General features: G+C 63.2%; 24 protein-coding genes. 14 read left to right on the forward strand and 10 right to left on the reverse strand.

Annotation, left to right across the window (positions count from 1 at the left end):
- The first annotated feature begins 10 nt into the window (after positions 1-10).
- Positions 11-733: an alpha/beta family hydrolase gene (locus HWV67_RS13695; protein WP_175651608.1), complete on the forward strand. Its 723-nt coding sequence runs from the start codon at positions 11-13 to the stop codon at positions 731-733.
- A gap of 10 nt (positions 734-743) precedes the next feature.
- Here the strand turns inward: HWV67_RS13695 and ppnP are convergent, their stop codons facing one another.
- Together ppnP and HWV67_RS13705 are read right to left on the reverse strand one after the other, a co-directional pair.
- Positions 744-1,028, reverse strand: a complete 285-nt coding sequence (ppnP, locus tag HWV67_RS13700) for a pyrimidine/purine nucleoside phosphorylase (protein WP_095157068.1) — start codon at positions 1,026-1,028, stop codon at positions 744-746.
- A 75-nt stretch (positions 1,029-1,103) separates the two neighbouring features.
- Positions 1,104-1,655, reverse strand: coding sequence for an exonuclease domain-containing protein (locus tag HWV67_RS13705; protein ID WP_175651609.1), 552 nt, complete (start codon positions 1,653-1,655; stop codon positions 1,104-1,106).
- 203 nt (positions 1,656-1,858) lie between these two features.
- On the opposite strand from HWV67_RS13705, the gene HWV67_RS13710 reads away from it, so the two are divergent.
- Entirely contained in the window at positions 1,859-2,623 is a 765-nt protein-coding gene (locus HWV67_RS13710; RefSeq protein ID WP_256680133.1) for a substrate-binding periplasmic protein, read from the forward strand.
- Positions 2,624-2,654: 31 nt separating this feature from the next.
- Here the strand turns inward: HWV67_RS13710 and HWV67_RS13715 are convergent, their stop codons facing one another.
- The 4 genes from HWV67_RS13715 to dsbD form a co-directional block, all read right to left on the reverse strand.
- Positions 2,655-3,200, reverse strand: a complete 546-nt coding sequence (locus HWV67_RS13715) for an RNA polymerase factor sigma-70 (protein ID WP_095157070.1) — start codon at positions 3,198-3,200, stop codon at positions 2,655-2,657.
- Positions 3,201-3,576: 376 nt separating this feature from the next.
- A complete protein-coding gene (gene dsbG, locus HWV67_RS13720) occupies positions 3,577-4,335 on the reverse strand; it encodes a thiol:disulfide interchange protein DsbG (protein ID WP_175651611.1) in 759 nt (252 codons plus the stop codon).
- Positions 4,332-5,174 (reverse strand): prolipoprotein diacylglyceryl transferase family protein, encoded by an 843-nt coding sequence (locus tag HWV67_RS13725; protein ID WP_175651612.1) that lies wholly within the window; start codon positions 5,172-5,174, stop codon positions 4,332-4,334. Before HWV67_RS13725 ends, dsbG begins: the two co-directional genes overlap by 4 nt.
- Complete coding sequence (dsbD, locus tag HWV67_RS13730) at positions 5,174-6,901, reverse strand: protein-disulfide reductase DsbD (protein WP_175651613.1); 1,728 nt, start codon at positions 6,899-6,901, stop codon at positions 5,174-5,176. The genes HWV67_RS13725 and dsbD overlap by 1 nt, the downstream gene beginning before the upstream one ends.
- Before the next feature lie 166 nt (positions 6,902-7,067).
- Between dsbD and HWV67_RS13735 the strand changes: the two genes are divergently transcribed.
- From HWV67_RS13735 to pvdP, 3 genes are all read left to right on the forward strand, one after another.
- Positions 7,068-7,745 carry a response regulator gene (locus HWV67_RS13735; protein ID WP_110971972.1) on the forward strand — a complete coding sequence of 226 codons (678 nt, stop codon included), beginning with the start codon at positions 7,068-7,070 and terminating at the stop codon, positions 7,743-7,745.
- Positions 7,745-9,070 carry an ATP-binding protein gene (locus HWV67_RS13740; protein WP_175651614.1) on the forward strand — a complete coding sequence of 442 codons (1,326 nt, stop codon included), beginning with the start codon at positions 7,745-7,747 and terminating at the stop codon, positions 9,068-9,070. Before HWV67_RS13735 ends, HWV67_RS13740 begins: the two co-directional genes overlap by 1 nt.
- An 83-nt stretch (positions 9,071-9,153) precedes the next feature.
- On the forward strand, positions 9,154-10,776 hold the full coding sequence (pvdP, locus tag HWV67_RS13745; RefSeq protein WP_175651615.1) for a pyoverdine maturation tyrosinase PvdP: 1,623 nt from the start codon (positions 9,154-9,156) through the stop codon (positions 10,774-10,776).
- A gap of 30 nt (positions 10,777-10,806) precedes the next feature.
- Here the strand turns inward: pvdP and HWV67_RS13750 are convergent, their stop codons facing one another.
- The 3 genes from HWV67_RS13750 to HWV67_RS13760 are packed head-to-tail and all read right to left on the reverse strand — an operon-like array spanning position 10,807 to position 15,360.
- Positions 10,807-12,213, reverse strand: coding sequence for an efflux transporter outer membrane subunit (locus tag HWV67_RS13750; protein ID WP_175651616.1), 1,407 nt, complete (start codon positions 12,211-12,213; stop codon positions 10,807-10,809).
- 3 nt (positions 12,214-12,216) lie between these two features.
- Positions 12,217-14,181: a MacB family efflux pump subunit gene (locus HWV67_RS13755; RefSeq protein ID WP_175651617.1), complete on the reverse strand. Its 1,965-nt coding sequence runs from the start codon at positions 14,179-14,181 to the stop codon at positions 12,217-12,219.
- Positions 14,182-15,360, reverse strand: coding sequence for an efflux RND transporter periplasmic adaptor subunit (locus HWV67_RS13760; RefSeq protein WP_175651618.1), 1,179 nt, complete (start codon positions 15,358-15,360; stop codon positions 14,182-14,184).
- A gap of 369 nt (positions 15,361-15,729) precedes the next feature.
- On the opposite strand from HWV67_RS13760, the gene HWV67_RS13765 reads away from it, so the two are divergent.
- Positions 15,730-16,215 carry a histidine kinase gene (locus HWV67_RS13765; RefSeq protein ID WP_175651619.1) on the forward strand — a complete coding sequence of 162 codons (486 nt, stop codon included), beginning with the start codon at positions 15,730-15,732 and terminating at the stop codon, positions 16,213-16,215.
- Positions 16,216-16,308: 93 nt separating this feature from the next.
- Positions 16,309-17,619 carry an MFS transporter gene (locus tag HWV67_RS13770; protein ID WP_175651620.1) on the forward strand — a complete coding sequence of 437 codons (1,311 nt, stop codon included), beginning with the start codon at positions 16,309-16,311 and terminating at the stop codon, positions 17,617-17,619.
- A gap of 72 nt (positions 17,620-17,691) precedes the next feature.
- Here the strand turns inward: HWV67_RS13770 and HWV67_RS13775 are convergent, their stop codons facing one another.
- Positions 17,692-19,353, reverse strand: coding sequence for an electron transfer flavoprotein-ubiquinone oxidoreductase (locus tag HWV67_RS13775; protein WP_175651621.1), 1,662 nt, complete (start codon positions 19,351-19,353; stop codon positions 17,692-17,694).
- Between the two features lie 545 nt (positions 19,354-19,898).
- Here HWV67_RS13775 and HWV67_RS13780 point away from each other — a divergent pair.
- The 7 genes from HWV67_RS13780 (at position 19,899) to HWV67_RS13810 (ending at position 25,950) form a co-directional block, all read left to right on the forward strand.
- Positions 19,899-20,648 (forward strand): electron transfer flavoprotein subunit beta/FixA family protein, encoded by a 750-nt coding sequence (locus HWV67_RS13780; RefSeq protein ID WP_009396278.1) that lies wholly within the window; start codon positions 19,899-19,901, stop codon positions 20,646-20,648.
- Complete coding sequence (locus tag HWV67_RS13785) at positions 20,649-21,578, forward strand: electron transfer flavoprotein subunit alpha/FixB family protein (protein ID WP_175651622.1); 930 nt, start codon at positions 20,649-20,651, stop codon at positions 21,576-21,578. It abuts the gene before it with no gap.
- 159 nt (positions 21,579-21,737) lie between these two features.
- Positions 21,738-22,529 carry a substrate-binding periplasmic protein gene (locus HWV67_RS13790; protein ID WP_256680112.1) on the forward strand — a complete coding sequence of 264 codons (792 nt, stop codon included), beginning with the start codon at positions 21,738-21,740 and terminating at the stop codon, positions 22,527-22,529.
- Positions 22,530-22,538: 9 nt separating this feature from the next.
- Positions 22,539-22,892 (forward strand): DUF4398 domain-containing protein, encoded by a 354-nt coding sequence (locus HWV67_RS13795; RefSeq protein ID WP_175651624.1) that lies wholly within the window; start codon positions 22,539-22,541, stop codon positions 22,890-22,892.
- Positions 22,889-23,698, forward strand: coding sequence for an OmpA family protein (locus HWV67_RS13800; protein ID WP_175651625.1), 810 nt, complete (start codon positions 22,889-22,891; stop codon positions 23,696-23,698). Before HWV67_RS13795 ends, HWV67_RS13800 begins: the two co-directional genes overlap by 4 nt.
- Positions 23,699-23,910: 212 nt before the next feature.
- The gene (locus HWV67_RS13805; RefSeq protein WP_095157086.1) at positions 23,911-25,356 is read left to right on the forward strand and encodes an aminotransferase-like domain-containing protein; all 1,446 of its coding nucleotides are present in this window, start codon (positions 23,911-23,913) and stop codon (positions 25,354-25,356) included.
- A gap of 69 nt (positions 25,357-25,425) precedes the next feature.
- A complete protein-coding gene (locus HWV67_RS13810; protein WP_175651946.1) occupies positions 25,426-25,950 on the forward strand; it encodes a translation initiation factor 2 in 525 nt (174 codons plus the stop codon).
- Positions 25,951-25,974 lie beyond the last annotated feature (24 nt).

Raw genomic sequence — 25,974 nt, forward strand, 5'->3', positions numbered from 1 at the left:
CGAGGCAAGCATGAGTAATGGGCGAATCTCCGGTATTGACGGGGATCAATGGGCGCAGCGGCTGAAAATGCGGGGGTGGTTATGGAATGCCCCGGAAAATCAGGCAGATGGCGGTGCCAGGGGCTGTCTGATCCTGGCCCACGGCGCGGGCGCGCCGATGGACAGCGATTTCATGCAGGACATGGCGCAAAGGCTTGCCGGGCAAGGGCTGGGTGTACTGCGCTTCGAGTTTCCCTACATGGCTCAGCGCCGCTCGGGTGGTGGCAAAAGGCCGCCGAATCCCCAGGCGGTATTGCTCGACTGCTGGCGGGAGGTCTATCGGGAGGTGCGACCATTGGTCGCTGGGCCGCTGTTCATTGGAGGCAAGTCCATGGGCGGGCGGATGGCCAGTTTGCTGGCGGACGAATTGGGCGCGGATGCGCTGATTTGCCTGGGGTATCCGTTCTATGCCGCCGGCAAACCGGAGAAGCCACGGGTGGCGCACCTGGCGCAACTGCGCACGCCGACGCTGATTATCCAGGGCGAGCGGGATGCGTTGGGCAATCGGCAAACGGTGGAGGGGTATGAGCTGTCGCCAGCGATCGAGGTGTGCTGGCTGGAAGCGGCGGACCATGACCTCAAACCGTTGAAGGCTTCAGGGTTCAGTCATGCGGATCATCTGCGGACGGCGGCGCAGAGGATAGTGAACTATGTGGGCCAGCTCCCACGGGGGGAGCTGGCTTCGAGCAAATGAGCGAGCTGAATCAGTCGCGGTATTCGCACAGGTAAGCGGTGTCGACCGCGACCTTCAGCTGGAACTTGGCGTTGGCCGGTACGTTGAACTGGCTGCCGCTGGAGAAGGTTTCCCAGTTGTCGCTGTCAGGCAGCTTCACGGTCAGCGCGCCGGACACCACGTGCATGATTTCACGCTGGGCAGTGCCGAACTCGTATTCGCCCGGGGCCATGACGCCGATCGTGGCCGGACCTTCGGCAGTGCCGAACGCGATGGATTTGACCGTGCCATCGAAGTACTCGTTGACCTTGAACATGGGCGACTCCTGCAAGAAAAAGGGACCAAAAAGGCCGGCCAGTATGCCCAAGCCTTCTGGTCCCGTCATCCGCTTTCAGGTGCCCTGGACCGGGAGTGTCAGCGGTAGCAGCCGGGCGGTATTGCGGGCGTCTTCGAGGGCCCGGTGCTGCTGCCCGCTGAACTGCAGACCGGCCAATTGCAGCGCGCTGTTCAGGCCCATCGGCCGCTTCAACTGGCGGGCCTTGGCAAAGCGCTGCTTGAGGTTGAGATGGGGGACGCTGCTCAGCAGGCTTTCGAGGCCATTGGTCTGCCATTCCTGCAGCAACTGCTTGCGATCATAGTCGCCCCAGCTGGTCCAGCCCTCCAGGCGCGGCTGGTAATGGCCGAGCCAGCGCTCGAATTGCGCCCAGACCTCGTTGAACGGCTGTGCTCCATCGACGTTGGCCTGGCTGATGTGCGTCAGCTCACGGCAGAACACCGTGAGTTGCGGACGCCGCCGCGGTTTCACGAAACGCTGGAAATGATCCACCTCCCGGCCTTCGCGATTGACCAGGCTGGCGCCTATTTCGATAACTTCCATATCCGTGATCGGCCAGCCACCGTCGTCGGTGGTGGCTTCCAGGTCGATCACCAACCAATGGCCCATAACAGATTCCCTACCCAAGATGTCGTCCAAGCGTAGCCAAACACGGGCGTCTGCGATATCCCATGGCGTTTTGCCCCGATGCTCGAAAATGGCGCATGCGGCGGGTTGTACTACCCCGTGAAAACGCCTAGCTTAGACAGATCCACCCTCTGAGAGTCGTCATCTTGATTCCAGCGCCAATACCGCGGGTATTGTCCTTGCTATTGTGTTTTGCCCTGGCCTGGCAGGCCGACGCGGCTCTCGCCCTCGACACCGTCGAAATCAGAATCGGCGCGGCACATTTTCCCCCGTATACGGTGCGCCCGGAGCAGGGCGATGACACGGGTCTGTTGCCGCAACTGGCGCAAGCGCTGAACAGCGCGCAAAGCCTGTATCACTTCGTGCTGGTCCCGACCTCGATCCCGCGACGTTTTCGTGATTTCCAGGAAGGCCGGGTCGATATGGCGATCTTCGAGAACCCCGACTGGGGTTGGCAGGATATCCCGCATGTCGCCGTCGACATGGGGTTGGAGGATGCGGAAGTCTTCGTTGCCCAGCGCACCCGCGATCACGACCAGCAGTATTTCGCCCGCCTGGACGGCAAACGTTTGGCGCTGTTCAACGGCTATCACTATGCCTTTGCCGGCTTCAATCCTGATGGCCGCTACCTGGCCAAGACCTTCAACGCCACGCTGACCTATTCCCACGACAGCAACCTGCTGATGGTGCAGCGTGGACGCGCCGATATCGCGCTGGTCACGCGTTCGTACCTGAGCGACTACATGGTGCGAAATCCGGAAAGCGTCGGGCAGTTGCTGGCGTCGGAGCGGATCGATCAGGTCTATCACCACTACGCCCTGCTGCGTCCGCAGGCGAAAATCAGTGGCGAGGAGTTCGCGGCGTTGCTGGATCGACTGCGGGCCAACGGCGAGTTGCTGAGAATCTTCAATCCCTACCAGATCCAGGTGATCGAGCCGCACCGTCACTGAGCGGGCCCTGATCATCCGAACGGCTGTGGTTTCAGTTCAGCGGGCCCGCCCCGCGAGCGTTGGAAACCTTGCGGCAATGCACCAGGGCATCGCGAATCATGAAGTTGACCAGGGTGGGCGAAACGCCCAGTTCCTTGGCGATGTCTTTCTGCGGAACACCGTGCAGACGGTACATCTCGAAGGCGTAGCGGGTGCGTGGGGGCAGTTCGGTCAGGGCTTCGGCGATATGTTCGAGGGTGGCGAAGTTGATGTGCGCAGCCTCGGGCGATGCGCCGTGGATGACGACATTCATGCCTTCTTCTTCAGTGCCTGAATATTTCATCTCCATTGCCTGCTTGCGGTAATGGTCGATTGCCAGGTTGCGCACGATCTGGAACAGGTAGCTCAGTTGCGCCTTGAACGACGAGGTGATCTGCGGAGCGGAGTTGAGCCGGAAAAAAGCGTCCTGCACGACATCTTCGGCCCGTGAGCGGCAGCCGGTAATGCGCGCTGCGATTTTGACCAGGATGCTGCGGTTGTCGACGAAGGCTTGGAGTAACGGTGAATCGCACTTACCTGTGGATAGTTGTTCCGCCATGGAAATCACCTTTTCTCTAAGTGGATAGCGAACCTCCCGAGGGACCTGTTCGCTGCGACGTGCGACAAACTAGTATTAATGATAATTATTGTCAATTGCGAAAGTTAATAACTCTATATACGTTTTGGTTCTAAGATCATCAGCCTGTTTCATGACCCCACAAGTGTCATTCGTGGACGCCTTGTGCTGCCTCGCTTCAGAGCGACTTCGGCGTTTTGGACGACGACGGGCTGGTGTGCGTCCGGCACTTTTATCCCACAGCCAAGTGACGGATTTGTGCGCGTGCTCACGTCTTTTCGATGACGAAAAAAAGCCGCCTGAGCGGCGGCCAAGGATGCCGGCGTGCGACTGAATGCACGCCGGGCGGGAGGAGGGCTCAGCGCTTGCCGAGGATCTTGCCGAGCAGTTCCGGACGCGGTGCGCCTTGCTGTTGCTGCAGGCGCTGCTGATCGTCCAGATAGAAAATCGCCGGGGTGGCGGACAGCCCCAGTTCGTTCATCAGGGCCAGGTTGGCATCGAGTTTGGCCTGCACATCCGCCGGGATTTTTTCCAGCGCCTTGAGCGTGCTGGCCTTGCCGGCGCTTTCGTGGTCATGCAGGGCTTTTTGCGGGTCCTTGCTGGCCAACAGCGATGCGGACTTGGCCGGGCTGTCTTCGCGAATGATGCCGACCATGATGTGGCGCAACTGCACTTTTCCCGACTCGACCCACGGCCGCGCCTGTTCCCAGAACATGTTGCAGTAAGGGCAGTTGGGGTCGCTGAACAGGTAGACGATGCGCGGCGCATCCGCTTTGCCGTCGGCGATCCAGGCGGTCTTTTCCATCTTTGCCCAGACTTCCTTGGCCATGGGCGCGTACACCAGTTGTTCCAGCGGTTTCTCGCTCAGGTCGCGACCTTCCTGGTCGAACAGGCTGCCCACCAGTACATGCTTGCCGTCCGGCGTCAGGTACAGCGCCACGCCGCGGTTCTGGAACTGCGCGGCATAGCCTTTCAGGCCGTTGGGGGCATCGAAGCTGCCGACGATCTTCGCGCCCTTGGCTTCGATCTGCTTGACCGCTGCGGGCAGTTCCTCGGCCAAGACCAGCGGGCTGGCGAAAATGCCCAGGGCCAGGCCCAGGTAGATCGGGATCCTCATGGTGTATTCCTTGTTTCTGAAAGGGGAGCGCTCGGCACGTTCTCGAACGACTGCAGCGCGTGACGCAGGCTGGCGCGGGACAGCTCGCCGAGATGGCTGCCGACCAGGCGCCCGTCGGCGTCGTAGAACAGTGTGGTAGGCAGGGCCATGGAGCCGACCTGCGCGGCCAGTTGTCCGCCGGCATCGAACAGCACGTGGGACAGGTTCAGGCCGGTGGTGGCGAGAAAATTGGTGACGATCTGTGGCGTTTCACCCTGGTTGACGAAGAGGAAGGTGACGTCCGGGTATTCGTGTTGTGCCTGTTGCAATACCGGCATTTCGCGGCGGCAGGGCGGGCACCAGGTCGCCCACAGGTTGATTACCAGCGGGCGGCCGCGATGGCTGTCGAGGGCGACGGACTGACCGCGGGCATCGAGCAGGCTCAGTTGCGGCAACTGCGTGCCTTGTTCGTAAAGATGGCTGCCCCAACTGGCCAGCAGCCAGAACAGTGCGCCGCTGAACAATCCCCAGCCCAGCGGGCGGCGGCGCGCCGGTTTGCGCCAGCCGGTCCAGACGGCGCCGATCAGCACTGCCAGCAGGCCGGCCCAGGGCGAGAAACCACCGTCGCGGATATCGATGATTTGCAGCGGATCGTCCCGGTACATCGACCAGTAGGCGAGGACGAAACCGACCCGGGCGCCGAGCAGGCCGAGCAGAAACAGGCCGAACAGCGAGGACTCCGGATTGTCGCCGCCACGCTTGGCCACGCGCCAGCCGATCAGGGTCGCCAGGCCCAGTGCCGCAAGCAGCAGCACGTGATCGAGGGCCATGGCCACGGGGCCGATATTCACCGTCAGCATCAGCCTTGGCTCCTGGTTGCATTCCAGTGTTGCAGGAAAGTCGCGGCGTCCACTTCACCCACCAGCCGGCGGCTGCGCCGTTCTTCGCCATCGGGACCGATCCACAGCATGCTGGGCGGGCCGGGCACCTGGTAACGCGACAGCAACTCGCGAGCGGCCGGCGCGTCGGCGGTGACATCCAGGCGCACCAGACGCACGCCACTCAGCGCCGCGAGCACATCAGCGCGGGCGAACACCTGCTTTTCCATGACCTTGCAGGACACGCACCAGTCGGCATAGTAGTCGAGAAACACCCACTGGCCCTGGCTGCGCGCCGCATCCAGCTCAGCCTGCAAGGCCTGCGGGGTACTGACGGTGGTGAAGGCGTCGACCGGGGCGGTCACCGCGCCGGCAGTGGCGCGAGAGGCGCTGTAAGGCTGCAACGGTTGCCAGGGATCGCTGCCACCGCCGGCAGCGCCGATGATCGACAGCAGGCCCCACAGCCCGGCGATAAGCATCAGGGGTTGCGCCGCGCGCCACCGGTGCAGGGCCGGCCAGGCGCTCCAGGCCAGGGCCAGCAGCCAGGCGCCCGCCAGTCCGAGCCACAGCGCGGGCTCCAGCACCACGCGCAGCGTGTACAGGGCCATGGCGAGGAAGACGAAGCCGAAAAGACCCTTGACCAGATTCATCCACGCGCCCGGACGCGGCAGGTAGCGATTGCCCACTGTGACCAGCAACAACAGCGGCAGGCCCATGCCCAGCCCCAGGCTGAACAGCACCAGCGCACCGTGCAGAGCATTGCCGCTCTGCGCGATATACAGCAGGGCGCCGGCCAGCGGTGCGGTCATGCACGGCCCCATCAACAAACCGGACAGCGCGCCCAGCGCCGCTGCGCCAAACAGGCTGCCGCCGCGGGTGTGGCGCCCGGCGCGCTCCAGGCGATCGCGGAGGAACATCGGCAATTGCAGTTCAAAGGCGCCGAACATCGGCAGGGCCAACAGCACGAACAACCCGGCCAGACTGCCCAGCAACCAGGGTTGTTGCAGCCAGGCCTGCAGGTTCGAGCCGAGCAGGGCGGCGACCACGCCGAGGGCGGCGTACACCAGCGCCATGCTCAACACATATGTACCCGCCAGCGCCCAGCCGCGGCGGCTGCTGGCGTTGTTGCCCATCACCAGTCCGGCGAGGATCGGCAGCATCGGCAATGAGCAGGGCGTAAAGGCGAGCAACAGGCCAAGGCCGAAGAACACCAGCAGCCCCCAACCCAGGTTCCGCTGTTGCAGGGTGCCGGCGAGGGCCTGATCGCTGGCCTGGGTCTGGGGAGTGTCGGCGCTGGCACCGCCGAGGTTCACCGGCGAAGTCTGCGGTGGATAGCACAGCCCGGCATCGGCGCAGCCCTGCCAGCCCATGCGCAAGGTGCCCTGGGCCGAGGCGGGCAGCACCAGCTCCAGTTCGCTGCGGTAGACCGGCGTTTCACCGAAGAACTCATCGTGGTGCGGCAGCGCCTGGGGCAGCGGAGGAATCTGCTCCGGTGCGAGGCCGTCGAACTTCAGGCGCTTCTGGTACAGGTAATAGCCGTCGGTGATTGCCCAGTGCAGGCGGGTCTGACCGGACGGCAGGCGTTCGCTGGTAAAGACGAAGGCCTTTTCCACCGGGAGGAAGTCGCTCTGGGCGAAGGGGTTGGCGAAGCTCTGCGCCTGGCTCAGGGAAGTGAACAGGCAGAGGATCGCCAGCAGCAATACACGCATGTCGAAGCCTTGGAAGGTCATGAGCGAACAAGGCTGCCGACCCTGGATTAACCCAGGGTTAAGCCGCTGGCCGGCAGGCGACGGGGCGTGCGGCGCAGGGCATAATCCCCGGTTAATCCTGCTCTGGCCCACTGCAGGCCTTCTCCGTCGATGACCGAATCCGCCCATGCATGTACTGCTCTGTGAAGACGACGACCTGATCGCCAGCGGCATCATTGCCGGCCTGAGCGCCCAGGGCCTGACCGTGGACCGCGTGGCCAATGCCGGTGCCGCGCGCGCCATGCTCCAGGCCGCGCACTTCGATGTGATGGTGCTCGACCTCGGGCTTCCCGACGAAGACGGTCTCAAGCTGTTGCAGCGCTTGCGCCAGCAAGGCGAACGCCTTCCGGTGCTGATTCTCACCGCGCGCGACGCGGTGACCGACCGTGTCGACGGCCTGCAGGCCGGAGCCGACGATTACCTGCTCAAACCCTTCGACCTGCGCGAACTCGCCGCCCGCCTGCACACCCTGGTGCGGCGCATGGCCGGGCGCTGCGTGAACGTTATCGAACACGGTCCGCTGAGTTTCGACCCAAGCAGTTGCGAAACCAGCCTGGGCGGCCAGCCGGTAGACCTGTCGCGGCGCGAGCAGGCGTTGCTCCAGGCGCTGCTGAACAACCCCGGCCGGGTGCTTTCCAGCGAGCAACTCAAGGACAGCGTCTACGGCTTTGGCGACGAAGTGGAGAGCAATGCCCTGAACGTGCACATCCACCACCTGCGCCGCAAGTTGGGCAACGGCATTGTCGAGACCGTCCGCGGTCTGGGCTACCGTTTGGGCCCGGCGCAATTGCCCGAGTCGCCGTGATGAGCCTGCGCCTGCGCCTGAGCCTGATTCTCGGCACCGCCTTCGTCCTGATCTGGGCCCTGGCCGCCGCCTGGATGCTGCGCGACCTGCGGCAGCAGATGATGTTTTCCCTCGACCAGCGCCTGGTAGCGTCGGCGCGGATGGTCGCCGGGCTGATCGACCAGTTGCCGCAGCCGTTGACCAGCAAGGGCGAAGGCACCCATCTCAGTGCCGATCAGTTGAGCGTCCCCGACGGCATGGCCTGTCAGGTCACCTCGCTACGCGGCGAGATCCTCGCCCGCAGCCATCAGAATGCCGACCAGCACCTGGACGACGGGCGCGGCGGCTTCCATGACCAGATGATCGATGGCGCGCGCTGGCGCAGTTTCACCTTCGCCCATGGCGATATCCGCATTACCACCGCCGACCGTCATCTCGAACGCGAGGCGCTGAACCGCTCGATTCTGCTGGCGGCGTCGGCGCCGGTGCTGGTGGCCCTGCTCGGCAGTCTTGGCTTGCTCTGGGTCGGTATCGGCAAGGGCCTGGCGCCGCTGAACTGGATGCGAGACGCCTTGCGCAGGCGTAGCCCGGACTCCGTCGAACCCCTGCAAATCAAGGCGGTGCCCAGCGAGTTGCAGCCGTTGCTGGACACCCAGAACCAGTTGTTCCTGCGCATTGGCCAGACCATCGAACGCGAGCGCCGCCTGACTGGCGATGCCGCCCATGAACTGCGTAGCCCACTGACTGCAATCAAGACCCACCTGCAAGTGGCGCGGATGACCGATGGCAGCGTGCGCGAGCAGGCCCTGGAGCATGCCGAGCAGGGCGCCGACCGCCTGCACCGGACCCTCGAACAGTTGCTGCTGCTGGCGCGGGTCGAGGGCAGCCTGTCGTTCGACGATGGCATGCAGTGCAGCGCCGAACAGGCCGCTCGCCAGGCTATTCAGGATACCGGCGATAACCGTCGTATCGTCTTGCAGGCGCCGCAACGGGCCGCAGAGGTGCAGTTGGACATGCCAGCGGGTTTGGCGGTGGCGGCACTGCGCAACCTGCTGGATAACGCTCTGCGCCACAGCACCGGCGAAACCCCGGTGGAACTGGAGGTGCACGTGGAGGAGGGCCGGGTCGGATTCCTCGTCCGCGACCATGGCCCCGGCATTCCCGAGCAGCACCTGCAACACCTGACCCAGCGCTTCTGGCGCAATGGTCAAAGTGAGGGCAGCGGCCTGGGGTTGGCAATCGTCCAGGCGATCGTCCAGCGCTGCGCCTGTTCATTGCATTTCGACAGCCGTCCCGACGGTCTGCGGGTGCTGCTGCAGATGCCGTTGCGCGCTGAGGCCGTGTGATGAGCAATAACCCCTAAATTTCCCACCCAATTCAACGTTCTAGCTTGGACATAAGTGGTTTCCATGGCTGGCACGGGTGGGCAATGACGATATCTCGACGGGGATTCATAGCAGGTCTGGCGTTGACCAGCGCGGCGGTGCCGGCGGTCTACTACGGCCATCGCAAGCTGACCCACGACCCCGAGGACGACATCGTCACCCCAGGCGAAGCCAGCGTCGAACTGGCGGATATCGCCGGTCAGCAACTGGCCAATCAACTGCGGGGTGTCTGGGATATCCGCTTTACCGGCGCCGATGGCGGCTTGCCGGGGCTACCGCGCGAAGGCGCGCAGTTGTACCTGGATATCGCCGCCAAAGGCCGCGGCCTGCGCGGCGTGCTGGACACCGGTGAGCGGCTGGAACAACCCGGCTCGGTGGCCTATCGGGTGCTGGGCGATCTGGTCGGCGCTTCCAGCAAGCAAGTGCGCTGGCGTCTGCTGAGCAACCAGGGCGGCCCAGGTTTCGAGTGTATTGCCTCGCTGGATGAGGTCTGGGGCAGTTTCGGTAACGCCGGAAGCGGAACCCTCAGCGGTAACCTGCAGCGCCTCGACCGGTCCATGGCACTGCCCCTGCAAGACAGCCATTTCGTCGCCGTTAAGCGGATGTTTCCCGAAGCGCGCGAGCGCATTGCCTACACCCCTGAACTACGCGACTGGCTGATCGGCGCCGAGCACCGGTTGTTCCACCAGCTCTGGCATTCGACCCGGGACAAATGGCACAGGCTCTCCGAAGAGCAGCATGGCGCCCTGCGCGGCCTCGGCTGGCAGCCCGGGCCGCGGGATAAAGAACGTGATGCCCGCGGGCCACGCAAGCACCGCAACGGCTCCGGTGTGGATTTTCTGTTCATGCACCGGCACATGCTCAACACCGCGCGCACCTTCCAGGCATTGCCGTCCTGGACCCACTTCCCCTTGCCGCAGCCCAACGTCGAGTTCGATCGCCACGGTTTCGCCCGCTACTTCGATAACCACGATGGCTACAGCGTCCCGCCGACCTGGCTGGCCTCGGGGGACAGCGAATACACCCAGTGGGTGGCGGCGATCAAGGCGCAGGAGACTTTCTGCAGCAACTTCCAGGTCTGGGAATCGCAATACCAGGACCCGGAGTACCTGTCGCGCATGACCCTCGGCGAGTTGGGTTCGGAACTGGAAATGAACCTGCACGACTGGCTGCACATGTGCTGGGCGTCGGTCCCGCGTGACCCGTCCAACGGCGCGCCGGTGCCGTTCGCCCGCAATCCGTCGGACTTTGCCGCCCGTTGGTATGGCGCCGACAATGACTTTCTCGGCGACCCTTTCTCATCCCATGTGAACCCGGTGTTCTGGGGCTTTCATGGCTGGATCGACGACCGCATCGACGACTGGTTCCGCGCCCAGGAACGGCACAACCCGGGCCAGGTTCGGCGCCTTCAGATCAATGGCGTGGAGTGGTTCGCGCCGGGGCGCTGGAATGAGGTCGAGGATCCGTGGCTGGGGCCGACCACCCATGGCTGCAGCACCACGCCGGGCATGTTTCCGGGCAAATCGGTGGAGATGGATATCGAGACGATGAAGCTGGCGTTGCGCCTCATCTTTGCCGACGAAGACAAGCTCAAGCCGCTGTTCAAGCGCGTGCCGCAACGGCCGTGGTATGCGCGGCATTTGTCGATGAAAGGGATTGCCTCGTAAGGGACCGCGAGCGGTCCCCCCCCCTCTAGCTCAGCGAACTTCCGTCACCTGCCATCCACCACCCAACGCCTTGTACAGAGCCACGCTGCCCTGTACCCGCGCCAGGCGCAATTGCACTTGCTGGTCCTGGGCCTGGTAGAGGGTGCGCTGGGTTTCCAGCACCGTCAGCAGCGTCTCCGCCCCCGCGCGATAGCGCCGCTCCGCCAGTTCGAAGGCGGTGCGTGCCTGGCGCACTTCTTCGTCCTGCCACTGCCGCTGGCGATCGACGCCACCAATGCTGTTCAGCGCCTTCTCCACATCACCGAAGCCGGAAACGATGCTGGCGTGATAGCGCTGGAGCAGCTCTTCCTGCTCGGCGCGGGCCCGGTCGCGTTCGGCCTTGAGCCGGCCGCTGTCGAAAATCGGCGCCGCCAGCCCAGCCGTCAGGTTGTAGTAGGGGCTGCGCAACAAGCGGTCGAAGACCTGCGAGCCGGACGCGAGGTTGGCGCCCAGGGTCAGGCTCGGCAGCATCGCCGCGCGGGCCACTTGCACATTGGCCTGGGCCGCCGCCAGCCGTGCTTCGGCGGCGGCGATGTCCGGGCGGCGGCTGAGCAGGTCACTGGGCACGCCGGTGCCGATGTGTGGCCAGTTGATCGCGGCGAAGTCTTCGCCGGTCAGCGGCAACGCTTGAACCGGTTCGCCCAGCAGGGTCGCCAGGGTGATGCGGGTGTCCTGCAGTTGTTGTTCGAGCAGCGGCACCTGGCGCTCTTGCGCCGCCACCAGGCTGCGTTGTTGCGCCAGTTCCAGGGCGGTTGCTGACCCTGCGTCGTGGCGAGTCTGCACCACTTGCAGTACGTCGCGGGCATTGCTCAGGTTCAGCCGGGCGATACGCACTTGTTCGATCAGCGCCAGGCTTTGCAGGTAGCTGCTGGCCACGCCGCTGAACAGCGTCAGTTCCACGGTCTGGCGGTCGAAGCGGCTGGCATCGAGGCTGCGCAGCGCGCTGTCGCGGGCCGCGGCCTTGCCGCCCCAGAAGTCGATTTCGTAACTGGCGTTCAGCCCGGTGCTGTAAGCGGTGTAGGTGCGTTCGCGGCTGGTCGCATCGATGCCGTTGTAGCCGCTGCCGTGCAGCAGTCGCTCGCGGCTGGCATTAAGGCCGAACTTCACCTCCGGCAGCAGCGGCGCGCCGGCGATGATCGCGCTGGCCTGGGCCTGGCGGATCCGCGCCACGGCCGCGGCGAGGTCGAAACTGTTGCCGCGCGCCTGCTCGATCAAGGCGTTCAGTTGCGGGCTGGCGAAGGCCTGCCACCACGGCCCGTCGGCAATCGCCGTGGCCGGGTCATGCTGGCCTTGCCAGTGTTCGGGGGCCGCTGGCGGAGCTGCGTCGGGGGCGCTGTTGGCGCAGGCGCCGAGCAATACACACAGGGACAGAAGGCTGAGACGGCTGGGCAATGTCATCGATTATTCGCTTGTCAGGGCTTTGACCGGATCGAGCCGGGCCGCTTTGCGTGCCGGCATGAAGCCGAACACCACGCCGGTGATGACGGCGCAGGTGAAGGCGCCGAGCACGGCACCGAGGGAAAACGCCACGGCAATGTCTGCCAGCATCAGGCCGCCGCCGATCAGCATGGCCACGGCGATGCCGGTAACGCCGCCGACCATCGACAGCATCACCGCCTCGGTCAGGAACTGGCGCAGGATGTCGCGCTGGCGGGCGCCGGTGGCCATGCGGATGCCGATCTCGCGGGTCCGCTCGCGCACGGTCATCAGCATGATGTTCATCACCCCGATGCCGCCCACCAGCAGAGAGATCGCCGCGATCGCGCCGAGCATCAGCGACAGGGTGTTCTGCGTGCGGGCCTCGGCCTGGATCAGCGCCGCATAGTTGGTCAGTTCGTAGTCGTGCTTGCCGCGGTGCAGCTTGCGCATCAGTTGGTCGATGGCTGCTTCGGTTTCCTTGACCCGGGCCGAATCGGCAGCGGCGATGGTCACGTATTCCGGGTCGCGGCTGCCGAACAGGCGGATGGCGGCGGCGGAGTAGGGCACCACGATGCGCCCGTCGCTATCCTGGTCGCCGGAGCTGGAACCCTTGCCGGCGAGCACGCCGAGCACCTGGAACGGCACGTTGCCGATCAGGATGTACTGGCCGATGGGGCTGCGTTCGGCGAACAGCTTCTCCTTGACCTTCTGCCCGATCACCGCCACCGATGCCGCGCTCAGTTCGTCGGACTCGGTGAAGAAGCTGCCCTCGACCACCGGCCAGTTGAAGATCTCCGAGAACCAGGTGTTGTTGCCGCCGACGTAGAACTTCTGGCTGTTGTTGGCGTAGCGCACCATCAACTGGTTGCCGATCACCGGCATGATCTTCTTCACCTGCGGCAGGCCGCCGACCGCCTCGACATCGTCGAGAGTGATGATCCCGGCGGGCTCGTGCATGCTCGCCGACTTGCCGCTGAGGTAAAGAATGTTCGAGCCGAAGGCGGCCATCTGCGCCACCACCTGGCGCTTGCTGCCTTCACCGACTGCCAGCATCACCACCACCGACGCGACGCCGATCACGATGCCGAGCAGCGTCAGCGCGGTACGGAAGCGATTGATCCACATGACCCGCCAGGCAGCCTGCAGGGCTTCCACCAGTTCGCCTTTCCAGGCGCCGGTCTGGGTCGAGCCGTGGTCGAGGTAGCGGCGCAGTTCTTCGGCTTTCGGGCCGGCTTTGGCCGGCTGCCGTTCGGATTGCTCGTTGGCCGAGTCACTGATGACCAGACCGTCGCGAATCTCGATGACCCGCTGGGCCCGGGCGGCGACCTCGCGGTCATGGGTAATCAGGATGATCACGTGGCCCTGGCTGGCCAGCTCGTCGAGCAGCGCCATGACCTCGGCGCCGCTCTTGCTGTCGAGAGCGCCGGTGGGTTCGTCGGCGAGAATGATGTGGCCGCCGTTCATCAATGCGCGGGCGATCGACACCCGTTGCTGTTGGCCACCGGAGAGCTGGTGCGGGCGGTTGCCGGTGCGGTCGCCGAGGCCGAGGCGGTCGAGCAGGGCGGCGGCGCGGGCGTGACGCTCGGTGGCGGGCGTGCCGGCATAGATGGCCGGCATCTCGACGTTTTCCTGGGCCGAGCCCGAGGTAATCAGGTGATAGCCCTGGAAGACGAAGCCGAACGCCTCGCGGCGCAGCCAGGCCAGTTCGTCGCTGTCCAGGTCGGCGACGTCCTTGCCGGCGAAGAAGTATTCGCCGCTGGTGGGGCGGTCGAGGCAGCCAAGGATATTCATCAGCGTCGATTTGCCGGAGCCGGAGGCGCCGACGATGGCGACGAATTCACCGGGATGGATGGCCAGGCTCACGCCGCGCACCACTTCCACCTTGGGCGTGTCGATACCGCCGTAGGACTTGCGGATGTCCCGCAGTTCGATCAGGGGCGTACTCATTCAACCCCCGCTGGCGATGGGGGCGCCGATCAGCAGGTGATCGCCTTCGGCCAGGCCGTCGAGGATCTGCACCCGCAGGCGATCGCTCAGGCCGGTACGGACATGACGCTGCTCGATCTTGCCATCGCGGTTCACCACCTGGACCAGGCGCTGGTCGGCCTTGTCACCGTCGTCTTCCAGCGCCGCGACGGGCGCGGTCAGTACGTTTTGTGCCTGGCCGGCGACGAAGAACACCTGGGCGGTCATTTCCGCCATCAGGCTGTGGTCCGGGTTGTCCACGTCCAGCAGCACGGTGTAGAGCACCACTTTGCCGCTGCTGCCACTGGCGCTGCGCGAGCCACTGCCGCCACCGCTGCTCTGCGACGAGGTGTCCAGCGGCTTGGGCGGAATCGGCAGAATCTGCCGCACGGTGCTGTTCCAGCGCCGTTTGCCGCCGCTGAGGGTGGTGAAGTAGGCGGTCATGCCGGGTTTGACGTGACCGATATCCGCTTCCGAGACCTCGGCCCAGACCGTCATCGGCGACAGCTTGGCGATGCGCAGGATCAACGGCGTCTGCTGCTGGGCGTTGAGGGTCTGGCCTTCGCGGGCGTCCACCGCGACCACGGTGCCGGACATCGGTGCGTAGATGCGCGTGTAGCCGAGTTCCGCTTCGTCACTGCGAAGGCTCGCCTGGGCTTGAAGGATTTGCGCGCGGAACATGTCGATGCGCGCCTGGGTCACCTTGAGCTGTGCCTGGGCGGTCTGCACGTCTTCCTCGCGGGTGGCACCACCGGCGGCGAGGCTTTGCTGGCGCTTGTACTGCTGCTCGGCGAGTTTGTACTGGGCTTGCTGTTCGGCCAACTGCGCCTTGAGGTTGTCGATGGAATAGCGGCCCGCATCGAGCCTGGCCTGTTGCGTCGAGGGGTCGATCTCCACCAGCAACTGGCCTTCCTGCACTTCATCGCCGGGCTCGACATGCAGCTTGCGGATCTGCCCGGACGCCTGGGCACCGACGTCCACATAGCGCCGCGGTTGCAGATTGCCCAGCGCGGTGACGCTACTTTCGATATCGCCACGGGTGACCGCAACGGTACTCAGCGGGTCGTTGCCCGGCAGTGTTTTCCAGGCAACCAGGGCACCCAGGCTGACCAGCCCCAGGGCACAGATCAGCAGGCGGCGTTTGAAAGTTGGACGTCTCATGCGGGGTTCCAGCCAGAGGGATTCGGCCCGCGCGGCATTTGACACCGGTACGGGAGGCTCCCAGATAAACGAGAGGGGCACGCTGTAATTTACCCGCGGCGCTGGCCGTCGAGGGCCCTTCCGGGGGAGGGCAATACTATGCTGAAATGGCTAAATCTTTGTGAGAACCATTTTCATTTGCGGGTATTATCTGCGGCAGCTACGAGCGGCCTGAAAACGGGCATCCCAACAATATATTGACGCTCGCTTGATTTCCGACGGTTTCCCGACAACTATCAGTAAAAGTTCCTACGGAATTGCTGCCCGATTCGTCGGCGTGGTGAGTGGTCAAGGAGTGTTCCCCAACAACTATCACCTTGGTCATTCACCATGGCTGACAAAACCCTGCGAATCCTGTTGGCCGACGCGCATCCCATGCAGTTGCTGCAACTGGAGAAGATGCTCAACGGCATGGGCTACTACCGCATCGCGCCGGTACAGTCCTTCGAAGACCTGCGCCACCTTGTGCAGAACGCACTGCTGCCGTTCAACCTGCTGATCGGCAACATCGACCTGGCCAGCCATGCCGGGGTCGACCTGGAGCGTTTCTGCCGGGTCAATGTGCAGATTCAGCATGCGCTGCTGTACGAGTCGCAGCACCTGAAGATGCCCGGCGTGCCTATGGGGCAGCGCCAGCCGGTGACCGTCAGTCTGGCGAAGGTTCCGGACGACGAGACGCTGCATGCGTTCATGGCGATCATCGATACCCCGCGCCTGCTCGGTCAGTTGCCCAGCCCCAAGGGCAAGAACGCGCCGCGCGCGCCTTCCCGGCAAAGACTGGGCCTGGGGCAGACGGTGTTCTCCCGGCCCTCCTGAAACGCCTGCGTCCGGGTTCATTTTGTTATGCTCTGGCGCTCGTTCAGGCGCGCCTGGCTGCGCGCGGTCCCGTTCATCCCTGCGGAAACCCCTATGACTGCCAACGACTCCGCGCGCCTGTCGCGCGGTGACCACAAGACCCTCGGCCTGGCGGCCCTGGGCGGCGCGCTGGAAATCTACGATTTCATCATCTTCGTATTCTTCGCCCTGACCCTCAGCCAGCTGTTCTTTCCGCCGGAAATGCCCGAGTGGCTGCGACTGTTGCAGAGCTTTGGGATTTTCGTCACCGGCTACCTGGCGCGTCCGCTCGGCGGCATCCTCATGGCGCATTTCGCCGATCATCTCGGGCGCAAGAAGGTCTTCAGCCTGAGCATTCTGATGATGGCGCTGCCTTGCCTGCTGATCGGCCTGATGCCGACCTACGCCGATATCGGCTATGCCGCGCCGCTGATCCTGCTGGCGCTGCGGATCTTGCAGGGCGCGGCGGTCGGCGGTGAGGTGCCCAGCGCCTGGACCTTCGTCGCCGAGCACGCGCCATCTGGCCGGCGCGGTTATGCCCTGGGCTTCCTGCAGGCCGGTTTGACGTTCGGCTATCTGCTCGGCGCATTGACCGCCACGGCGCTGGCGCAGATGTTCACCCCTCAGGAAATCCTCGATTACGCCTGGCGTTATCCGTTCCTGCTGGGTGGTGTGTTCGGGGTGATTGGGGTGTGGCTGCGTCGCTGGCTCAGCGAGACGCCGGTGTTCCTCGCCCTGGCGCGCCAGAGCAGCGACCGGCCGAAGGAGTTTTCGCTGCGGGCGGTATTGCGAGAGCACCGTCAGGCGCTGCTTCCGGCCGTGCTGCTGACCTGCGTATTGACCTCGGCGGTGGTGGTGTTGGTGGTGATCACCCCGACCGTGATGCAGCAGCGCTTCGGCATGACTGCCGGGCATACCTTCGCCTTGAGCAGCCTGGGGATTGTCTTCCTCAATATCGGTTGTGTGCTGGCTGGCTTGCTGGTGGACCGCATCGGCGCCTGGCGGGCGCTGCTGCTGTATTCGCTGCTGCTGCCGCTGGGCATTGGCGCGCTGTACGGCAGTCTGGTTGCCGGCTGGGACACGGTTGGCATTGCCTACGCCCTGGCCGGACTTGGCTGCGGGGTAGTGGGGGTGGTGCCTTCGGTGATGGTCGGATTGTTCCCGGCGCGGATCCGGGTATCCGGCATCTCGTTCACCTACAACGTCGCCTACGCGCTGTGGGCCAGTACCACGCCGCTGATGTTGATCGCGCTGATGCCCTGGAGTCCGTGGGTGTGCGTGGCGTTTTGCGCGGTGATGGGCTTTGTCGGCGTGCTGACGTCGCTGTACTTCAGTGGCCGCGAGCGCCTGTGCAGCGAGGAAGACCTGTTGCTGGCCAAGGGCTGACGCGGCTTTTTCGCCCGGATGTAAAAAGCCCCTCACACCTTGCGGTGGAGGGGCTTTTTCGTGGCCGCCGTCTTACATGTTCGGGTAAGTCGGGCCGCCGGCGCCTTCCGGAGTGACCCAGGTGATGTTCTGCGAAGGGTCCTTGATGTCACAGGTCTTGCAGTGCACGCAGTTCTGGGCGTTGATCTGGAAGCGCTTGTTGCCGTCTTCCTGGGTGATCACTTCATACACGCCCGCCGGGCAATAGCGCTGCGCCGGTTCATCGTAGAGCGGCAGGTTGGTGCCGATCGGGATGCCGGCGTCGGCCAGCTTCAGGTGGCACGGTTGCTCTTCTTCATGGTTGGTGCTGGAGAGGAATACCGAGCTCAGCTTGTCGAAGCTCAGCTTGCCGTCGGGTTTCGGGTAGTCGATTTTCTTCGAGTCGGCCGCGAGCTTGAGGCAGGCGTAGTCCGGCTTGGTGTCGTGCAGGGTGGGCAGCTTGCCGCCGAACCAGTTCTGGTCCAGATAGTTGAATGCCGCGCCGAACAGCGGGCCGAACTTGTGCATGGCTGGGCCGAAGTTACGGCTGGAGAACAGTTCGTCGTGCAGCCAGCTGGCTTTGAACGCTTCGACGTAGCTGTTGAGCTGGTCACCGCCTTCGCTGCCGGCCAGCAGGGCAGCAGCCACTGCATCGGCGGCGAGCATGCCGGACTTCATCGCGGTGTGGCTGCCCTTGATCTTGGCCACGTTCATCGTGCCCAGGTCGCAGCCGATCAGCGCGCCACCGTTGAAGACCATCTTCGGCAGCGAGTTCAGGCCACCCTTGGCCAGGGCGCGGGCGCCGTAGCTGATGCGCTTGCCGCCTTCCAGGTACTGGCTGATCACCGGGTGGTGTTTCAGGCGCTGGAATTCATCGAACGGCGAGAGGTAGGCGTTGCCGTAGGACAGGTCGACGATCAGGCCGACTACTACCTGGTTGTTTTCCAGGTGATAGAGGAAGGAGCCGCCGGTGTTTTCGGTGCTGACCACATCCAGCGGCCAGCCGGCGGTGTGGACCACCAGGCCTTGCTGGTGCTTGGCCGGATCGACTTCCCAGATTTCCTTGAGGCCGATGCCGTAGTGCTGCACGTCGGAATCGCTGTCGAGGTTGAAGCGCTTGATCAACTGCTTGCCGAGGTGACCACGGCAGCCTTCGGCGAAGAGGGTGTACTTGCCGCGCAGTTCCATGCCGGGGGTGTACATGCCGTCTTTCGGCTGGCCTTCGCGATCGACACCCATGTCACCGGTGATGATGCCGCGAACCACGCCGTTGTCGTCGAACAGCACTTCCTGGGCGGCGAAGCCCGGGTAGATTTCCACGCCCAGGTTCTCTGCCTGCTGGGCCAGCCAGCGGCACAGGTTGCCGAGGGAGATGATGTAGTTGCCCTGGTTGTGCATGGTCTTGGGCACGAACAGGTCAGGGACTTTCACCGAGCTGCTGCCATCCTTGAGCACATAGATGTCGTCGCGCTTGACCTCGGTGTTCAGCGGCGCGCCCAGTTCCTTCCAGTCGGGGAACAGTTCGTTCAGGGCGCGCGGCTCGAAAATGGCGCCGGAGAGGATGTGGGCACCGACCTCGGAGCCTTTCTCGACCACGCAGACGCTGATTTCGCTACCGGCTTCGGCGGCCTTCTGCTTCAGTCGGCAGGCGGCGGACAGGCCCGCCGGGCCAGCGCCGACGATGACCACGTCGAATTCCATGTATTCGCGTTCCACAGGTTCTCTCCTACTCAAGGCTCATCGGTTTTTCTTTGTTGGCGGGTTGTCAGTGCGGTCATTTCGAAGGGCCGGGTATGTAGCTCCGGAAGATGACGCACTACACCGCTTTCTCTTGGCCGCGCATTATATCTACACCACTTGCGAGGTCCAATACAAACGTTTGTTTGAATTTGCCGCAGGCCAGTAAAATCAAAGAGGCGCGGCTGGAAGCTGGCGGTTTTGCCGTATTGACCGGATTGGGCGTTACGGTCAAGATACGGGCGGTTTTACGCTCGCCGTAGGCTGACCGTCGGATGCAGGAGCACCCCTAAAGACCTGGCAAAGAGCAGGGCAGTTACGCCAAACCGGGGTTTTGTAGTGGAGTTTACACGCCACCACAAAGAATGACCCACGGGTTTTGTGATGAAGGGTCGGAACGCGACTATCGAGTCAGCTTAAATTCGACCGGCTGCAATCGTTTTTAGAGGTGCCCTTGTACCCACGCGCAATCGCCGGGTTCGGCCCAGGCGACATTCTTTTCACCGGAGAGTAACGAGGAATCCATGAAGGTTCTTGTAGCTGTCAAACGAGTGGTCGACTACAACGTCAAGGTTCGCGTCAAGGCGGACAACTCCGGCGTCGACCTCGCCAACGTCAAAATGTCCATGAACCCCTTCTGCGAGATCGCCGTCGAAGAAGCCGTCCGCCTGAAAGAGAAAGGCGTGGCCAGCGAAATCGTCGTCGTTACCGTCGGCCCGGCTACCGCCCAGGAACAACTGCGCACCGCCCTGGCACTGGGTGCTGACCGCGCCGTGCTGGTGGAGTCCGCCGAAGAGCTGACCTCCCTGGCCGTGGCCAAGCTGCTCAAGGCTGTTGTCGACAAGGAGCAGCCACAACTGGTGATCCTCGGCAAACAAGCCATCGACAGCGACAACAACCAGACTGGCCAGATGCTGGCTGCGCTGACCGGTTTCGCTCAAGGCACCTTCGCTTCCAAAGTGGAAGTGGCGGGCGACAAGGTCAACGTTACCCGTGAAATCGACGGCGGCCTGCAGACCGTTGCCCTGAACCTGCCGGCGATCGTCACCACCGACCTGCGCCTGAACGAGCCGCGCTACGCGTCGCTGCCGAACATCATGAAGGCCAAGAAGAAGCCGCTGGAGACCGTTACTCCAGACGCGCTGGGCGTTTCCACCGCCTCCACCAACAAGACCCTGAAAGTCGAAGCGCCGGCTGCACGCAGCGCAGGCATCAAGGTCAAGTCGGTTGCTGAACTGGTCGAGAAACTGAAGAACGAGGCGAAGGTAATCTAAATGACTATCCTGGTTATCGCTGAACACGAAAACGGTGCCGTTGCGCCCGCTACCCTGAACACCGTTGCTGCTGCCGCGAAGATCGGTGGCGATGTCCACGTCCTGGTCGCTGGCCAGAACGTGGGTGGTGTTGCTGAAGCCGCCGCGAAAATCGCCGGTGTCGCCAAGGTGCTGGTAGCCGACAACGCCGCCTACGCCAACTTCCTGCCGGAAAACGTCGCGCCGCTGGTAGCCGAGCTGGGCAAGGCTTACAGCCACGTGCTGGCGCCTGCCACCTCCAACGGCAAGAACGTTCTGCCACGCGTTGCCGCGCTGCTGGACGTCGACCAGATCTCCGAGATCATCGCGGTCGAGTCGGCTGACACCTTCAAGCGTCCGATCTACGCTGGCAACGCCATTGCCACCGTGCAATCGACCGCTGCCATCAAGGTCATCACTGTGCGCGCCACCGGCTTCGACGCCGTTGCCGCCGAAGGTGGTTCGGCTGCTGTTGAAGCCGTTGCTGCCGTTCACGACGCAGGCAAATCGTCCTTCGTCGGCGAAGAGCTGGCCAAGTCCGACCGTCCTGAACTGACCGCTGCCAAGATCGTCGTTTCCGGCGGCCGCGGCATGCAGAACGGCGACAACTTCAAGCACCTGTACGCCCTGGCCGACAAGCTGGGCGCGGCAGTCGGCGCTTCCCGCGCCGCGGTCGACGCAGGCTTCGTGCCGAACGACATGCAGGTCGGCCAGACCGGCAAGATCGTTGCGCCACAGCTGTACATCGCCGTCGGTATCTCCGGCGCGATCCAGCACCTGGCCGGCATGAAGGACTCCAAAGTGATCGTTGCGATCAACAAGGACGAAGAAGCGCCGATCTTCCAGGTGGCCGATTACGGCCTGGTGGCTGACCTGTTCGAAGCCATTCCTGAGCTGGAGAAGCTGGTTTAATCCAGTCGCTTCACTTATAAAGAGCCCGGTTGTTCCGGGCTGTGCGCAGGCGATCCTCCGGTCGCTTCGCCGCAGCCCGCGACAACCGGGCTTTTTGATTTTCCGCGATTGAGAAAGGGCGCTGGCATGGGGTGGTTTGCTCGAAAAGGAACAGTGGCGATGCTCGGGCTCGCGTGTTTGCCATCGATGGCCATGGCGGTCGGCAAATGCGAGCGGCTGGTGGTGACCGGCAGTCCGGATGCGCCGCCTTATTCCTGGCGTGACCCGCAGGATCCCCGGCACCTGATCGGTGCCAATGTCGAGTTGTTGCAGCATATCGGTAGCGAGCTGGGGCTCAAGGTCGAAGTGTTGTATGCCGGCAAGCGCAGCGACGCTCAGGCCGAGGTGCGCAGTGGGCGCATGGATCTGCTGGTGGATGCGCCTCTGGCGGTCGCTGAGCTGACAGCCCTGGACTACATTCACCCGCCGGTGCTGCAGAACGAATATTTGGTCTGGACTCGCCACGACGCAGCATTGGCTTATGAAAACCTGGCCGATCTGCATCAGCATCAGGGCGCGATCTCCGAGAAGGCGCGTTTGACCCCTGAATTCGAGGCGTTCAGCAAGACCGAGCTGAAACTGACCCGTGTCCCGAACCTCACCCAGGCATTTCAGAAACTCTTGCTGGGGCAGGTGGATTATGTGCTCGCCGGCCGCTACGCCGGCATGGCCATGGCTCAGAGCCTGGGGATGGCCAACGACCTGATTGCGCGCGGTCTGCCGTTGGACCGGCCGGGGTTGTATCTGGCGCTGTCTCACAATTCCGCCTGCAATGACGCCTGGTTACGCGGACAGTTGGCGAAAAAACTGACAGAATTGCCGGCCTCTGGCGTAGCCCAGGAGGTCCTGCAACGCAACATCGAGCGTTGGCAAGCGCAGTTGCAGGCGCCGCTTGACGCCCCTAAACAGTAGGAAACTTGTGTGAGAACTCGACCCCTATTCGCCGTCCTGGCATTGCTGGCCCTGGGCGGCTGTGCGTCCGATCCGGCGCCTCATGAACAGTTGCGTTTGTCCGAGCAGGCGCTGGAGCAGGCCAAGGCCGTTGGTGCCACCGATGAAGTGGCCGAGCTGAAGCTGGCTGAAGAGAAGCTGACGCGGGCCCGCAGCAATATGCTCAGCGAGTCGTTCCGCGATGCGCGCATGCGTGCCGAACAGGCCGAACTGGATGCGCGCCTGGCCGAGGCCCGGGTACTGACCCTGAAAAGTCAGGAGCAACTGACCCTTCTGCAGTCGCGGGTGGATCGTCTTCGCAAGCAGTTGGGGGAACAGAAGTGAGTTCGATCAAGCCTCTGGCTTTGCTGGCGATTGCCGGTGTTCTCGGGTTGCAGGGCTGTGCCAGTGAGCGCAGTGAAGTCGCGCTGGAACAAGCGACGACCAGCTTTCAGTCGGTGAAGGACGATTCAAACGTGCTGCGCAGTGCGCCGCGGGATGTCATCCGTGCAGGCGAGTCGCTGGCGCGGGCGGAGCGTCTGGCCAGCTATATCGGCACCGGCTCGGATGTGCGGCATTACGCCTATCTGAGTCAGCGCTACAGCGAGATTGCTCGCGAGCACAGCAATCTGGTGCTCAATCAGGAGCGTCAGGCCAAGCTGGAGCTGGAGCGTCAACGCCTGCAACTGGCGCTGCGCGAGGCCAAGCTGTCCAGCGTGCAGCAGCAGGGCAAATGGCTCGAGGAGCAGATCGTCAGTCTGGCCACCACGGACAGTGATCGCGGTCTGGTCATGACCTTGGGTGATGTGCTGTTCGATCCCGGGCAGGCGGATCTGAAAAACTCCGCGAGCCGTACGGTGCTCAAGCTGGTGCAGTTCCTTCAGTTGAACCCCAAGCGCGTTGTTCGCATCGAGGGTTACACCGACAGCACCGGCAACCCTGAGGACAACCTGAAGCTGTCGCGTGACCGCGCGCAGTCGGTGGCTGACATGCTGGTTGACCTGGGTGTCGATGAGAAGCGCATCCAGGTTCGCGGCTATGGTGACCAATACCCGGTCGAGGTGAATGCCTCGGAGCGTGGCCGGGCGCAGAACCGTCGTGTGGAAATCGTGTTCTCGGATGAGAAGGGCAGGCTCGGCGCCGAGCGCTGATACGTCCCTGACACGAAAACCCGGTGATCGAAAGACACCGGGTTTTTTATTAGCAGCTATTTTTTTATGCACTTTCGGCGCTTTGATGCGTCGTCACATAACGGTATTGTCGACGAGTCTGCAATCTGTCCCAGTACACTTGGGAACTGTTCCGGTATTCTGTGCCGGCTTGTACAAGAATAACCAGATTGCCTGCGTGCCGAGAGTGGATCATGACCAACCTGTTGCTTTATCAGCGTATCGCTCAGCAGCTCGCCGAAGATATTCGGCGTGGTGTCTATCAGCCGGGTGAGCGCGTGCCGTCCGTGCGCAAGATGAGCTCACAGTTGAATGTCAGCCATGCAACCGTCCTCCAGGCCTACGCCAATCTGGAAGACCAGGGGCTGATCCGGGCTCGGCCGCAATCGGGTTATTACGTTCACCAGACTCCGGCATTGACCGCGTCGACCCCGGATATCGCGCGGGTTGAGCGCCCAGGGCTGGTCACTCGCGCCAGCATCATCCAGCAGGTCCTGGACGAAGCGCGCCGGGACGGCGTTTTTCCGCTGGGCGCGGCGGTCCCCCATGTCGATTATCTACCGGTGCGGGCGCTGCACCAGCAATTGGCCAAGGTCACGCGTTTCCAGAGTCCGCGGGCCTTCAGCTATATGTTCAGCCCAGGCTTCGAGCCGCTGCGCCGACAGATTGCAATTCGCATGCGTGATGCCGGGGTGATTGTCGATCCTTCCGAGATCGTGGTGACGCACGGGTGCGTTGATGCGCTGCAAATGTCACTGCGCGTGCTGACCCGGCCGGGAGACCTGATCGCGGCCGAATCCCCAACCTACTACGGTCTGTTGCAACTGGCCGACCTGCTGGGCTTGAAAGTGATCGAAATCCCCAGTGATCCGTCCACCGGCATCAGTCTGGAAGCCCTGCAGCTCGCGGCGAATCAATGGTCCATAAAGGCGCTGGTGCTCACGGCGCGGCTGAGCAATCCGCTGGGCGGCACCATTCCTGAAGATCGGCAGAAACAACTGCTGCGCCTGGCCTCGGATTTCAATATCCAGATCATCGAAGACGATATCTACGGCGAGCTGATGTTCGAGCAGGGCAAGAGCAAATCGCTCAAGGCGTTCGACCGGCTGGATCGTGTCATCTACTGTTCGAGTTTTTCCAAGACCCTGTCGCCAGGCGTGCGGATCGGCTGGATGATCGCTGGCAACTACCAGCAGGAGATCCAGCGGCTACAGACATTCAGCACCCACTCCGCGTGCAGCGTGACGCAAATGGGCGTAGCGGCTTATCTGGAAAACGGTGGCTACGATCGGCACCTGCGCTTTATTCGCCAGGAATACCGCAAGAACCTCAGTGCCTATCAGTTGGCGGTTCAGCAGTATTTCCCGGAAGGCACCCAGATGACCCGGCCCACGGGTGGTTTCATTCTGTGGGTCAGTCTGCCTGGACGGGTCAATACCCAGGAGTTGCATGTGCGCGCGCTGCAGCAGGGCATCAGTATCGCGCCGGGGCTGATCTTTAGTAACACCGAACAGTTCAATCACTGCATTCGCCTCAATTGCGGCATTCCGTGGAATCGGGAGGCGGAGCGGGTATTGATGACGCTGGGGATGCTGGCCAATCAGTTATGTCAGGAAACTGCAAATAATGGCTATCTGTAGCTGACGGACTTGTCAGGCGCGCTTGGAACGCGGAGCATAGCGGCTTTCATGGAGTGCTTCTTGTTGTCTATGACTGTATTACGGCGTGGCGGATTGGTATTAATTGGGCTGTTCGCGGTATCGCTGATGGACTCCGCGATGGCCGCGTCCGCTCCTCAGTCCGTTTTGCTGGCCGAAGCAAAGCCTCAAGAGCAGAAAGCCAGCACTGCCAGCCAGAAGAAACAGCCCGCGCAGCCGGCGGCAAAAGCCCAGCCCGCAGCTCGGCAGAAGGCCGCACCTGCGAAAAAGGCGCCGGTCAGAGCCAGCAAGACCGCTAGCCGAAAAAAGGCGGACGCGATTGCCGCGCCGCTGCCCAAAGCCAAGCTCGATCTAACCTTGCCGCCTGACATGGTCAAGGAAATGAAGTCTGTCGAGCAGATCGAGGCGGAAGTGCGCAAGCCACTGCTGCCTTCGATGTTCGGGGAAAAACCTGCGGTCGAAAGTCCATTCCAGCTCAACGGGCGTTTGCTGAGCAACGAAATGCAATTGCAGTTGCGCAACGATAGCCGCCAGGACATCGAAGGCGCTGCGATCGATTTCGAATTCAAGCAATAGCGTCAAAACGAGAACCGCCCAGTC

The sequence above is a fragment of the Pseudomonas sp. Marseille-P9899 genome (assembly GCF_903166565.1).
Classification (GTDB): Bacteria; Pseudomonadota; Gammaproteobacteria; order Pseudomonadales; family Pseudomonadaceae; genus Aquipseudomonas; species Aquipseudomonas huaxiensis.